General features: G+C 42.4%; 15 protein-coding genes. All 15 read left to right on the top strand.

The window, feature by feature from the left end:
• Positions 1–9 precede the first annotated feature (9 nt).
• The 15 genes from CSV77_RS16830 (at position 10) to recN (ending at position 13256) form a co-directional block, all read left to right on the top strand.
• A complete protein-coding gene (locus CSV77_RS16830; protein WP_158232007.1) occupies positions 10–177 on the top strand; it encodes a hypothetical protein in 168 nt (55 codons plus the stop codon).
• Positions 178–240: 63 nt separating this feature from the next.
• The gene (locus CSV77_RS02765; protein WP_099672189.1) at positions 241–663 is read left to right on the top strand and encodes a hypothetical protein; all 423 of its coding nucleotides are present in this window, start codon (positions 241–243) and stop codon (positions 661–663) included.
• Positions 650–1201 (top strand): SpoIIIAH-like family protein, encoded by a 552-nt coding sequence (locus tag CSV77_RS02770; protein WP_099630073.1) that lies wholly within the window; start codon positions 650–652, stop codon positions 1199–1201. The genes CSV77_RS02765 and CSV77_RS02770 overlap by 14 nt, the downstream gene beginning before the upstream one ends.
• 279 nt (positions 1202–1480) lie before the next feature.
• Positions 1481–1981, top strand: coding sequence for an acetyl-CoA carboxylase biotin carboxyl carrier protein (gene accB, locus CSV77_RS02775; RefSeq protein ID WP_099672190.1), 501 nt, complete (start codon positions 1481–1483; stop codon positions 1979–1981).
• A 13-nt stretch (positions 1982–1994) separates the two neighbouring features.
• On the top strand, positions 1995–3341 hold the full coding sequence (gene accC, locus CSV77_RS02780; protein WP_099630071.1) for an acetyl-CoA carboxylase biotin carboxylase subunit: 1347 nt from the start codon (positions 1995–1997) through the stop codon (positions 3339–3341).
• Positions 3342–3357: 16 nt separating this feature from the next.
• Complete coding sequence (locus tag CSV77_RS02785; RefSeq protein WP_099637498.1) at positions 3358–3744, top strand: Asp23/Gls24 family envelope stress response protein; 387 nt, start codon at positions 3358–3360, stop codon at positions 3742–3744.
• A gap of 551 nt (positions 3745–4295) precedes the next feature.
• Positions 4296–4670 (top strand): transcription antitermination factor NusB, encoded by a 375-nt coding sequence (gene nusB / locus CSV77_RS02790; protein ID WP_099630069.1) that lies wholly within the window; start codon positions 4296–4298, stop codon positions 4668–4670.
• Between the two features lie 78 nt (positions 4671–4748).
• Positions 4749–5618, top strand: a complete 870-nt coding sequence (gene folD, locus CSV77_RS02795; protein ID WP_099672191.1) for a bifunctional methylenetetrahydrofolate dehydrogenase/methenyltetrahydrofolate cyclohydrolase FolD — start codon at positions 4749–4751, stop codon at positions 5616–5618.
• 63 nt (positions 5619–5681) lie between these two features.
• Positions 5682–7031, top strand: a complete 1350-nt coding sequence (gene xseA, locus CSV77_RS02800; protein WP_099672192.1) for an exodeoxyribonuclease VII large subunit — start codon at positions 5682–5684, stop codon at positions 7029–7031.
• Positions 7032–7033: 2 nt separating this feature from the next.
• Positions 7034–7276 (top strand): exodeoxyribonuclease VII small subunit, encoded by a 243-nt coding sequence (locus tag CSV77_RS02805; protein ID WP_099630066.1) that lies wholly within the window; start codon positions 7034–7036, stop codon positions 7274–7276.
• On the top strand, positions 7269–8153 hold the full coding sequence (locus CSV77_RS02810; protein WP_099672193.1) for a polyprenyl synthetase family protein: 885 nt from the start codon (positions 7269–7271) through the stop codon (positions 8151–8153). Before CSV77_RS02805 ends, CSV77_RS02810 begins: the two co-directional genes overlap by 8 nt.
• Positions 8154–8295: 142 nt before the next feature.
• Entirely contained in the window at positions 8296–10194 is a 1899-nt protein-coding gene (gene dxs, locus CSV77_RS02815; RefSeq protein ID WP_099672245.1) for a 1-deoxy-D-xylulose-5-phosphate synthase, read from the top strand.
• Positions 10191–11012: a TlyA family RNA methyltransferase gene (locus CSV77_RS02820; protein ID WP_099672194.1), complete on the top strand. Its 822-nt coding sequence runs from the start codon at positions 10191–10193 to the stop codon at positions 11010–11012. Before dxs ends, CSV77_RS02820 begins: the two co-directional genes overlap by 4 nt.
• A 77-nt stretch (positions 11013–11089) precedes the next feature.
• Positions 11090–11539, top strand: a complete 450-nt coding sequence (ahrC, locus tag CSV77_RS02825; protein WP_099630063.1) for a transcriptional regulator AhrC/ArgR — start codon at positions 11090–11092, stop codon at positions 11537–11539.
• A 16-nt stretch (positions 11540–11555) separates the two neighbouring features.
• Positions 11556–13256 carry a DNA repair protein RecN gene (gene recN / locus CSV77_RS02830; RefSeq protein ID WP_099672195.1) on the top strand — a complete coding sequence of 567 codons (1701 nt, stop codon included), beginning with the start codon at positions 11556–11558 and terminating at the stop codon, positions 13254–13256.
• The last annotated feature ends 99 nt before the right edge of the window (positions 13257–13355 follow it).

Raw genomic sequence — 13355 nt, forward strand, 5'->3', positions numbered from 1 at the left:
GGCGGATGTATGGAAGTATTTTTAATAGGATTGGCCAACTTGGTAGTCATTGCGCTAATTATTCAGTTACTGGCGAGCCGTGAAATGGAAAGAATGTTTATTCCATTGTGTAAAGTGGCCATCGGTATTTGGATTTTGCAATATATTCTACAATTCGCAAGTCATAAGTTACTGTGACGCTACATATTATGCAAATGTAGAATGCATTTTAGTTAATTCACGTTGAGTTGGTGATGGAACTTGGAAAAGCCCACAGGGAAACCCCGATTGATCATGATCGGTTTGATGGTTATGGTGTGTAGCGTTTTATACATCACCAGTACGGCGAATGTAGGAGGGGAGAAACAGAAAAAAGAAGAGAAGCGCATGCTGTCAACACTTGAAGAAACACTTGAACAAATGGAAGGGCTAGGGAAAGTGAAAGTTTATTTTCATTACGATGAAAAAGAAGAAGAGAGCCCGTTAGCCAATTATTTTTCCGCTTCATCCAATGGGAAAACTCAATCACCTTTGCAAGGGTTGCTCGTTGTAGCGGAAGGGGCAGACGATCCGGCTGTACGAAACGGACTTTCACAACTCTTAGCCAACGTCCTACAATTGCCTGAACATCGTATCGTCATCGTGGAAATGAAGAAAAGGGGGAATCAACATGAAAGCCAATAAACGAACAGTTTGGTTTTTAACACTACTCAGTCTAGTCGCAGTGATTTCAATCTACTACGTGAAGAAGGAAGCGCCGATGCCGTTTGATGGGATCGCAATCTTCACGAAAGAAACAAAGGACGCAACGAATTTACTCGAAAAGGAAGGCAAGTCGGAGGAAGTGAAACCGGTCTTTGCTGAATCGTATATTTTCCAGGATATGCGTATGGAAGTACGTAACGAACGTAGCGAGACGGTGCAACAGTTGACAGAGAAGATGACGTCTTCTGACTTTACCGCTGAACAGAAAAATGAAATTTTTAATGAGATTGCTGCGTTACGAAAAGTAAGTTCGACAGAAGCGTTGATGGAGATGCAGATCGCTGCACTTGGTTACCCAGAAGTGTTTGTACGTGGAGATGGCGATCGAGTCAACGTGACGGTGTTATCGAATGAAAGCCATTCACCGAAAATGGCGGATGAAATTACACAGTATGTCATGTCGAGTTGGGATGGCGCGCAAACCGTCAAAGTCGATTTTGCAGAAACAAAAGAATAACGACAAAAGGAAGTCCATGTGGCTTCCTTTTTTACATAGTAAAAATTAAGCTTTTGAAATAGGTGCAACATATAATTAGAATTATACACTTATAGGTAAACCGTCTAAAGATACTAGATAACACATCATCGTTTTTTCGAATAAATTGTCACAAGATTTGCAACTAGTAGGCATTTATCAAGAATAATAGAATAATTTGTGTCTTTGCTATTCCATATTTACTGTAAAACGACTATCATAGTATACGATAGCAAGAAAATTTAGTTAGGAGAATCAGATATGTTGAAAATTCAAGAAATCCGAGAAATTATTAAGCTTATCGATCAATCATCTATCCAGAAGTTTTCATTAGAATCAGATGGAGGGAAGATTAAACTAGAGAAGAATGGCGGACAAGCCGTGACAACGGTTACAGAAACGCCACAAACTGCACCGGCTCCAGTTCAAGCTCCTGTAGCGCCTGTAGCGGTAGCTCCAGCACCAACAGCAGCGCCAGAAGCGCCAGCAACTCCAGCAGCTGAAGTCGCAATTGACGAAACACTACACAAAATCACTTCCCCTATGGTTGGAACATTCTATAAGGCTTCATCACCAGATGCAGAAGCATACGTTAAAACTGGTGATAAAGTAACAGCTGAATCCATCGTTTGTATCGTAGAAGCAATGAAATTATTCAACGAAATCGAGTCAGAAGTACATGGTGAAATCGTTGAAATCTTAGTGCAAGACGGTCAACTTGTGGAATACGGACAGCCTTTATTCCTTGTTAGAGAAAACTAAGGGGGAGTAACTAATGAAAAAAGTATTAATTGCAAACCGTGGAGAAATTGCTGTACGGATCATTCGTGCATGTAAGGAAATGGGTATTAAAACAGTAGCGGTCTATTCTGAAGCAGATGCAGAGGCGCTACATGTGCAACTAGCAGACGAATCAGTTTGCATTGGACCACGTCTATCGACAGACAGTTATCTGAACTTCTCAAACGTTATCAGTGCTGCGAAAGCAACTGACTGTGACGGAATCCATCCTGGTTATGGTTTCCTTGCAGAGAACGCGAGCTTCGCAGAACTTTGTGAAGAAGTAAATATCGAATTCATCGGACCCACAGCGGCAGCAATTTCTAAAATGGGTACAAAAGATGTTGCGCGTAATACAATGGCGTCTGCAGGAGTTCCAATCGTTCCCGGTTCTGATGGCATTGTGGATGACGCGGATCATGCACTCGAAATTGCAAAAGAACTTGGATTCCCTGTGATCATCAAAGCAACTGCTGGTGGGGGCGGTAAAGGAATTCGTGTAGCACGTGATGAAGAAGAGCTAGTAAATGGCGTGAAAATCACACAAAAAGAAGCAGCTGCGGCTTTCGGTAACCCAGGTGTGTATATTGAGAAATATATCGAAGTATTCCGTCACGTAGAAGTTCAAGTGCTAGCGGACAAATACGGTAACACGGTTCACTTAGGTGAGCGTGATTGTTCTATTCAACGCCGTATGCAAAAACTAGTCGAGGAAGCTCCGTCTCCTGCATTGACTCCTGAACTACGCGCAGAGATGGGTGAAGCCGCTGTTAAAGCAGCTCAAGCGTGTAACTATCGCGGTGCAGGTACAGTAGAATTTATTTTTGATCATATCAATCAAAAGTTCTATTTCATGGAGATGAATACACGAATTCAAGTGGAACACCCTGTAACAGAAATGATCACAGGAATCGACTTGATTCAACAACAGCTAAAAGTAGCTTCGGGCGAAGAGTTAGCATTTAAACAAGAAGATATTCAATTCAATGGTTGGTCTATTGAATGTCGGATCAATGCAGAAAATCCTGAAAAGAACTTCATGCCTTCACCGGGTAAAGTAACAATGTATCTACCTCCTGGTGGCTTTGGTGTACGTGTTGACTCAGCGGTGTACCCAGGCTATACAATTCCACCGTTTTACGACTCGATGGTCGCAAAACTGATCGTTCATGCGGATACGCGTGAGCAAGCGGTCGCTCGGATGAAACGTGCATTAGATGAGTTCGTAGTCGAAGGCGTTCATACAACGATTCCTTTCCACGCCAACTTAATGGATGACGAAATATTCCAGTCTGGTGATTTCGATACCAAGTTCTTAGAAAAGTACGACGTCATGAAATAATTGGAGGAGAAGTGAAATGGCTGATAAAACAAATGCATCGTTTGTCGGAATGACACCGTCCGGAGATGCTGCACTCGGACGAGTCCAGCTCGCACCTGAAGTACTCGAAGTCATCATTGGTATCGCCACGTCAGAAGTTAGCGGAGTGATTGCTACCCAAGGGAATTTCGCATCAGGTGTTGCGGAGAAGTTGGGGAAAGTGATGTACGGAAAAGGTGTGAAAACCGAATGGGTAGATGAAGGGTTAAAAATCGATGTGTATTGCATTATTGAGTATGGCCATTCCATCCCTACGATTGCGACGAAGATTCAAAACGAAATTCGCCAAGCAATTTTGAATATGACTTCGCTTCAAACGCATGAAGTGAATGTCCACATTACAGGCATTCATTTCGAAGACTGAGTGCGTCTAATTGAATGAGCGGATAACCGAAGACACCCCTACTCAAGATCGTAGGGTTTGTCTTCGGTTTTTTTTTTTTTTTTTTTCAAGAAATAGGGTTAGACGAATTGCGATTCGGTGGGCAATGAGCGGATACAGGTGGCGATAGAGCGCTTGACGTAAAGTTATGAGCGGGTGCGGGTCTGGATAGAGCGGGTGTGGGTCTGGATAGAGCGGGTGTCGCAGAGCGTAGGGCGGACATGCAAGGTTTATGAGCGTTTAGACGGATTAATGAGCGAAACTCACATTACCCTTACTAGTTATCTACAAATAACACTTCAAACGACAATGAAAAGTTGACTAGCCATGTAAAACCCCATGAGAAAGTATTCTTCTGACTCGCTGATCATGGTGCTTTCCTCTTTACCAATTATTGCGGGCTCAAATATTTATGAACTTATTGACCGGAAATGTAAACAGGTGACATAAAATCGCTTGATTGCACTAGTTCTTTTCCTGCATTTTGTGCTATCATTAGGTTTTGAAGATGAGCGGTAGAGGAGATAACAATTATGAAACGAAGAGAAGCACGTGAAAAAGCAATCCAAACACTGTTTCAGCTAGATAATAGTGAGATGAACGTGGACGAAGCGATCGGTTATATTGTGGAAGCACCACTGGATTCATTTTATGAACAACTAGTTCGAGGCACAGCGCAACACTTGACAGAAATCGACAGTGAAATCACAAATAAATTGGAAAACTGGACCATCGACAGATTGCCAAAGATCGAAAGAACAGTATTACGATTGGCTGTCTATGAACTCCTTCATAACGAAGAAGTTCCGAATCGGGTCATTATGAACGAAGCGATTGAGTTGTGCAAGACATTTGGTGATGAAAAGTCAGGCCGTTTTGTTAATGGGGTACTTTCTAAATTCCAATAACCGAAAACGTCTCTACTAGTAGCAAGTTTGAGCTCGATAAACTTTCATTACAAATAAAAAAAGTTTGGTGGGAAAATCATGTCTAGTAAAAAGATTGATGGTAAAGCGATAGGACAGGAAATCCGGAATGAATTAAAAGAAGAAGTCGCTTCTTTAATCACACAAGGAGTGCAACCTGGACTGGCTGTTATTTTAGTGGGAGAAAATTCAGCATCTGAGACGTACGTAAAAAACAAAGAGAAATCGAGCAAGGAAGCCGGTATGAAATCCGTGCTTACTAAATTGCCTGAAACTGTGTCGGAAGAAGATCTACTAGATGAAGTAGAGAAGCTCAACCAGGATGAGACGATTGATGGTATTTTGGTGCAATTGCCGTTACCCAAACATATTGATGAAAACAAAGTCATCCGCGCGATTAGCCCCGAAAAAGATGTCGATGGATTCCATCCGATGAATGTCGGGAAAATGTTGATCGGTCAAGAAACATTTTTACCATGTACACCCTATGGTATTATGCAATTGCTTGAACGTTCCAACGTAGATATAGCAGGCAAGCACGCTGTAATTATCGGTAGAAGTAATATTGTAGGAAAACCGATGGGGCAACTTCTATTGCAAAAAGATGCAACGGTGACGTACTGTCACTCCCGTACGGAAGATTTGAAGAAATTCACGCAACAAGCGGATATTTTAATCGTCGCAATTGGTATAGCTAAATTCATTACAGGGGATTACATCAAAGAAGGCGCAGTGGTAATTGATGTCGGTATGAACCGTGATGAAAACGGTAAGCTATGTGGAGATGTTGATTATGAATCAGCAGAAAAACAGGCAAGTGCTATCACGCCCGTACCAGGCGGAGTAGGTCCCATGACGATTACGATGTTATTGAAAAACACTGTCGAAAGTGCGGAAAAAAGATTAAAGGTACGTACGGAAAATAAGTAATTCTGAACGAGAGACGCTCTCTTGGAGCGCCTCTCTATACATAAAAGGGCAGGTGACGGAAACATGTCCAATCAAACTTTTTTAACCGTTCAAGCGCTAACGAAATATGTTAAACGTAAATTTGACGCTGATCCACATTTACGTAACGTATATGTAAAAGGTGAATTATCGAACGTTAAGCTTCATCCGTCCGGACATATTTATTTCACATTAAAAGACGATAAAACGAGAATTCAGGCAGCGATGTTCCGTTCCCGTTCCAACACACTTCAATTTAAGCCTGAAAACGGAATGAACGTTCTGATTACAGGTGATGTGACCGTGTTTGAAACAGCGGGATCGTACCAGCTCTATGTACACACAATGGAGCCCGACGGTATTGGAGCGCTGTATCTAGCTTTTGAACAGTTGAAAAAGAAGCTTCAGCAAGAAGGATTGTTTGAAGAAAGATTCAAGCAACCTATTCCCCAAGTACCACAACGAATTGGCCTCATTACAGCTGAATCAGGTGCTGCGCTACGTGACATGTACTCGACGATCAACCGACGATTTCCAATGGCGGAGATGTATCTGTTTCCAGCTCTCGTACAAGGTCGCACAGCCGTTCCATCCATTGTGAAAGCGATTGAACAAGCGAATCACATGGCGAATGTCGATGTATTGATTGTTGGCCGTGGTGGGGGCTCCATTGAAGATCTGTGGGCATTCAATGAAGAAGACGTAGCACGTGCTATTTTCTCCAGTCGGATTCCGATCATTAGTGCAGTCGGACATGAAACCGATACGACGATTGCAGATTTTGTGTCGGATTTACGTGCACCGACGCCGACTGCGGCAGCTGAAATGGCCGTGCCAGATCAGCTTCAATTATTCCAACACTTGAAAAATCAGCAACGTTCGATCTATCTGGCGTTCCAGACCTTAATAAACCAGTTGAATAAGCGTTTAGAAACGGCACAAGCGTCTTATCCGCTCCAATATCCGGAACGATTATATCGACCATTCATTGAGAAGCTCGACAACTTGGAAGATCGCTTGCAACGCGGCAGTGAGGCAATCGTTCAGGGAAAACAGATGAACTTCGATCGTTTATATGCGGGTTTTCAGTACTACACACCGATTCGACGCATCCAGCTAGAACAACAACAAATGAAACAGTTGGAAATGCGTTTGAACCGTGCTGCAGAACACACCATTAAACAGCGCCAGCAACACTTCGTAGCCCTGATGCGCATGATGCAAGCCTTGAACCCGTTACAAGTAATGGAGAGAGGTTTTTCAATCGGTTATAAAAATCAGGAAGTGATTAAATCGATTCATGATGTAGCAAGCGGAGATCTAGTGACGCTTCAATTAGCAGACGGATCTATTTCCACTAAAGTGGAAGAAATCATTCCAAAGGAGGTCGAGTAAGGATGGCAGAAGAGAAAAATATGCAATTCGAGCAAGCAATGCACCAGTTAGAAGAAATTGTACAGAAGTTGGAGGCCGGTGAAGCACCTTTGGATGACACGATTACGTTGTATAAACAAGGGATGGAGCTCTCAGCTTATTGCCAGAAGAAATTGCAAAATGCAGAAAAACAATTGATTCGCATGATTGATCAAGAGGGGAATGAATCCTCATTTGACCCAACAGCAGGTGAGCCGAATGAATGATAAACTACAAGCATTCGTCGATGAAATGATACCTAAAGTTGAACGTGAATTGACGAACCAACTGGCGAAGTCCGATATTCCTAACGTTTTGCACGAATCCATGATGTATTCAGTAGACGCAGGCGGCAAACGGATTCGGCCATTATTGGTTATGGCTGTTTTATTTGATATGAAAAAGGATTCGGTGGATGCAGTAAAGGTGGCGTCTTCTGTCGAATTGATACATACATATTCATTGATCCACGATGATCTACCATGCATGGATGATGATGATTTTAGAAGAGGAAAACCTACGAATCATAAAGTGTACGGTGAGGATGTAGCGACGCTCTCGGGTGATGCGATGCAAGCAATGGCATTCCAAGCGCTTGCAGATCTTCAGGAAACACCACCTGCAGCAGCAATTGAGCTCGTCGGATTACTGGCGAAAGCTTCGGGCGCACAAGGAATGGTGAAAGGCCAAGTCCTCGATATGAAAGGCGAACAGCAATCATTGCCTTTAGCAGAATTGGAAGAAGTACATATTCATAAAACAGGCGCATTACTCTCATACTGTATTGAAGCGGGTGCTGTGCTAGCACAGGCTACTGATGAACAGCGCGAGCAACTTCGCCGATTCGCTCACAATATTGGATTGGCTTTCCAAATTCAAGATGATATTTTAGACGTGACTGCAACTACCGAGCAGCTCGGCAAACCAGCTAACAGTGATACTTCAAGCGAAAAGTCAACATATCCTTCATTGCTAGGGTTAGATGGGGCTCGCGAACAATTAAAAGCACGTCATGAAGAAGCGTTACATGCGTTGCAGTCCATTGGCTTAGGGGAGTCTATGTTGCAATTGTTAGCAGATTACATTATTGAGCGAAAAATGTAATTTGGAACCGTTATATTTGTGTCGCACGTTGTTACTGTTATAATGTAGAAAACAAACAGCAACTACTTGGTCGAATGAACAGGAAATAGTGCGAATGAGCAAATAGAAAGACCTACTTACTTGATGAAGGTGTGTGATCATGATGGATCTAACAAAGATTACCAATCCATCTTTTATAAAAGAGCTCGATAAAGAGCAGTTAGAATCATTGGCGGCGGATATTCGCCATTTTCTAATTGAAAATTTATCAGTTACTGGCGGGCATATCGGACCGAATCTGGGGGTTGTCGAATTAACGATTGCATTGCATAAAATTTTCGACAGCCCAACCGACAAGTTTATATGGGATGTAGGGCATCAGTCATATGTCCATAAAATTCTTACAGGCCGTGCTGGTGAGTTTGACACTCTTAGAAAATATAAAGGATTGAGCGGATTTCCGAAGATGGCGGAGAGCATACATGATGTATGGGAAACCGGCCATAGTTCAACATCTTTGTCGGCGGCTATGGGAATGGCTGTGGCACGAGATATTAAAAAAGAAAAAAGTTATGTCATCCCAATCATAGGTGATGGCGCTTTAACGGGCGGTATGGCACTTGAAGCATTGAACCATATTGGACACGAGAAAACGAATCTCACGGTCATTCTAAATGACAATGAAATGTCTATCGCACCAAATGTTGGCGCACTGCACTCGATTCTCGGAAAATTACGCACAGCTGGCAAGTATAATAATGTAAAAGACGAACTCGAATTCCTCTTGCGTAAAATCCCAGCAGTAGGCGGTAGAGTCGCAACGGCTGCGGAACGTGTGAAAGACAGTTTGAAGTATTTAGTAGTGAGCGGGATTTTCTTTGAGGAGCTCGGATTCACGTATTTGGGACCGATTGACGGCCATGATTTTGTAGAATTGGAGCGTTCTCTTCAATATGCAAAGAAAATGGAAGGACCGGTATTACTTCATGTAATTACGAAAAAAGGTAAAGGCTATAGCCCCGCCGAGTTAGATAAAATCGGTACATGGCATGGTACGGGACCCTATAAGATTGAAACGGGAGATTTTGTAAAATCCCCTGTTACTGGCCCTGCTTGGAGTGGGTTGGTTTCTGAAACGGTACGCAAGCTAGCGAGAGCTGATCGACGTATTGTCGCGATCACTCCGGCTATGCCTGTAGGATCGAAACTTGAATCTTTCGCAGCAGAATTCCCGGATCGTTTCTTCGATGTAGGGATTGCGGAACAACATGCAACGACTATGGCTGCGGGACTTGCGGCAACTGGAATGAAACCCTTCCTCGCGATTTATTCGACATTCCTGCAACGTGCATACGATCAAATGTTGCATGATATTACGCGCCAGAAGCTCAATGTCTTTGTTGGCATTGATCGTTCAGGACTGGTTGGGGCTGATGGAGAAACACATCACGGCGTATTTGATATCGCATTCTTGCGTCATTTGCCGAACTTAGTCATTATGATGCCGAAAGATGAAAATGAAGGCCAACACATGGTGAAGACAGCTATCGATTACGATGAAGGTCCAATTGCACTTCGTTTCCCACGCGGTAATGGATATGGCGTTCCGATGGATGAAGAACTTCATACGATTCCAATCGGCACATGGGAAGTGTTGCAAGAAGGTGAAGATGCAACGATTTTGACGTTCGGTACAACGATCCCCATGGCTTTCTCGGCTGCTGAACAATTAAAATTACAAGGCAAACATGTCGCGATTGTGAATGCGCGTTTCATTAAACCGATGGATACGAATTTACTGGATGAACTATTTGCTAAAGGCAAACCCATCATTACAATCGAAGAAGCTGTTCTTGCTGGTGGATTCGGCAGTGGGGTGTTGGAGTATGCAGAGCAAGTGGGTCATACAGGCACAATCTTCGAAAGAATCGGTATTCCGGATGAATTCATTGAACACGGTAGTGTCGATAAATTACTTATCGAAGTCCATATGACACCTGATCACGTAGCAGAAGTGACAGCTGCGGCTATTCAGCAAGCAGCAGAAAGAGCGAAAGTATGAGTACATCTGTGAAAAAAGAGAGAGTGGATTTGTTGCTAGTAGAGCGTGGATTGACTGAATCCCGTGAACAAGCAAAACGATCCATCATGGCTGGCCTTGTTTACTCCGATACTACAAGAATTGAAAAAGCGGGTGAAAAAATTGCAGTGGATGCTCCGTTGACTGTAAAAGGACCCGCGATTAAATATGTAAGTCGTGGTGGCTTGAAACTGGAAAAGGCGTTGGTGTCTTTTCCTATTTCTGTGAAAGAAAAGATTGTCCTAGATATTGGAGCTTCCACAGGTGGCTTCACCGATTGTGCACTGCAAAACGGTGCCAAACATTGTTATGCACTGGATGTTGGCTATAATCAACTTGCTTGGAAAATTCGTCAGCATGAACAAGTGACAGTGATGGAGCGGCAGAATTTCCGTCATGCGACGGTTGATTTATTTACGGAAGGATTACCGGAAGTCGCGACGATCGATGTTTCATTTATTTCGTTATCCTTGATTTTACCAGCACTTAAAAACATTATTGTGCCGGGCGGACAAGTGGTGGCGCTAGTGAAGCCTCAATTTGAAGCTGGGAAAGACAAAGTCGGTAAAAAAGGTATTGTCCGTGATCCAGCAATACATCTAGAAGTATTGGAGAAAATCGCGGCGATGGCAGCGACGGAAGGATTTTCCGTTAAAGGTGCTACGTATTCGCCTGTTACGGGTGGAGAAGGCAATATTGAATTCTTGTATTATTTAGTTGCCGAAGACGGAGCAATGACTGATTTTACTACGGAAGATTTCAAGCAATTGGTCAAACAGGCACATAATGATTTAACATAACGCGCAATGAGTTGCGCGTTTTTTAGATGATTAGTATAATTTTGTTTATGGACTCAACAGAATCGGAGTGAATTCAATTGAATAAAGGACAACGACATCTACGTATTAGAGAGATTATTACGAACAATGAAATAGAAACACAAGATCAGCTAGTCGAGAGCTTAAAAGCCGCTGGGGCCGATGTCACGCAAGCGACAGTTTCGCGTGATATTAAAGAAATGCACTTGATTAAAGTACCTTCACCTTCAGGTAATTATAAATACAGTCTCCCTCCTATCCATCGCTATAATACGGAAGAAAAATTAAAGCGTATGCTCGAGGATGCGTTCGTTGGCATCGACAGTGCAAGTCATTTTATCATGTTGAAAACGCTTCCCGGTAATGCGCAAGCGGTTGGATCACTTGTCGACAACTTGGACTGGGATGAAATGCTTGGAACCATTTGCGGTGACGATACGTGTTTGATCATTTGTCGTGAAGAATCTCAAACAGAATACGTAAAAGATAAATTACTATCAATGCTATAAGCGAGGTGAGGTTTCTTTGTTAAGCGAACTTTCGATTAAAAATTTTGCTATTATTGAACAACTTGAAATCGCATTTGACGATGGACTAACGGTGCTGACTGGCGAAACGGGTGCTGGGAAGTCTATTATCATTGATGCTGTTCAGCTGCTCGCTGGCGGCCGTGGTTCACAGGAATTCATTCGCCACGGTGCGAAAAAAGCTGAGCTTCAAGGACTTTTCACCATCGATAAAAATATTGAAAATGTAACAGAGAAATTGACTGAATTTGGTATCGATACGGAAGAAGGTATCGTGATTTTACGCCGGGATATAAGTGCCAGCGGGAAATCTGTTTGTCGCGTTAATGGTAAACTCGTGACCATTGCTATATTGCGTGAGATTGGCGCATTGCTAATCGACATCCATGGACAACATGAAAACCAAGAATTAATGAATGAAAAGCGTCATATTCATTTGCTAGATTTCTTTATTGGGGCACCTATTGAACGTTCCATGTCTACATATACCGAATTATATGAGAAATATAAAAAACTTCAGCAACTCATTGCGGCGAAAACACAAGATGAACAACAAATCGCGCAGAAAATCGATTTATACAAATTCCAATTAGAAGAAATTGATGCAGCGAATTTAATGATCGGTGAAGAAGAAGCATTGGAGTCTGAACTTGTAAAGCTCCAACATTTCAACCGGCTTTTTGACCGCTTAAATACTTCATATGAAGCATTGTCTCTAGAGTCGCATGGACTTGATTGGGTTGGTAATTCGATGAGTGATCTCGAAGAAGCAGCTTCGATTGATGAAGATCTCAAAACGATGTCTGAAACAGTTAATTCTTCATTTTACGCGCTTCAAGACGTTTCACATGATTTAAAAAGGATGATCGATGGTATGGAATTCCAGCCAGATCGATTAGAAGTTGTCGAAGATCGATTAGCGTTGTTTTTGACATTGAAACGAAAATACGGGAAATCACTTGAAGATATTTTGATTTATCGCGATAAAATTGCGGATGCACTCGATCAACTGGTCAATCGTGACGAAAGATTGCATCAAAATCAAGAATTATTGGCACAATACGTAAAAGATCTTGAAATTGAAGCGAATGAATTATCAATTATTCGAAAAAAAGCAGCACTGTCTCTTGAAAAAGGAATTGAAGAGCAGTTGAAGCAGTTGTATATGGAAAAAGCTACATTCAAAGTACAGATTCACCAAAAACAACCTTATCAATTCGATGCCAATGGATTTGATGAAGTCGTATTTATGATTTCCACAAACTTAGGAGAACCGCTCAAACCTTTGGTACGAGTGGCGTCTGGTGGCGAATTATCCCGAATGATGCTGGCGTTAAAAACGATTTTCTCTCAACATCAAGGTGTTACATCGATTATTTTCGATGAAGTGGATACCGGAGTCAGTGGACGCGTAGCGCAATCCATCGCAGAAAAAATTTCCATGGTCTCCAGCCATTCACAAGTGTTATGTATTTCGCATTTACCGCAAGTGGCCGCGATGGCAGATCATCATTATCTCATCAAAAAAGAAGTGCATGAAGGTCGTACCACAACGGCGATTCATGACGTGATGAAAACAGAACGTACGGAAGAATTATCACGCATGCTGTCGGGTGCGGAAATTACGACATTGACGCTTCAACATGCTGAAGAACTTTTAGTTTTAGCTGATCAACGCAAAAAGGAATTCCGCAAATAAAGTATGAATTCACAACGTTTACCATGGTAAAAGACACTGTTTATTTTACCCTTTCATACTTTCTCTTCGAAAGGACATACCAAAGGTATCTTTCGTTGA

Source organism: Sporosarcina sp. P16b, assembly GCF_002743065.1.
Classification (GTDB): Bacteria; Bacillota; Bacilli; order Bacillales_A; family Planococcaceae; genus Sporosarcina.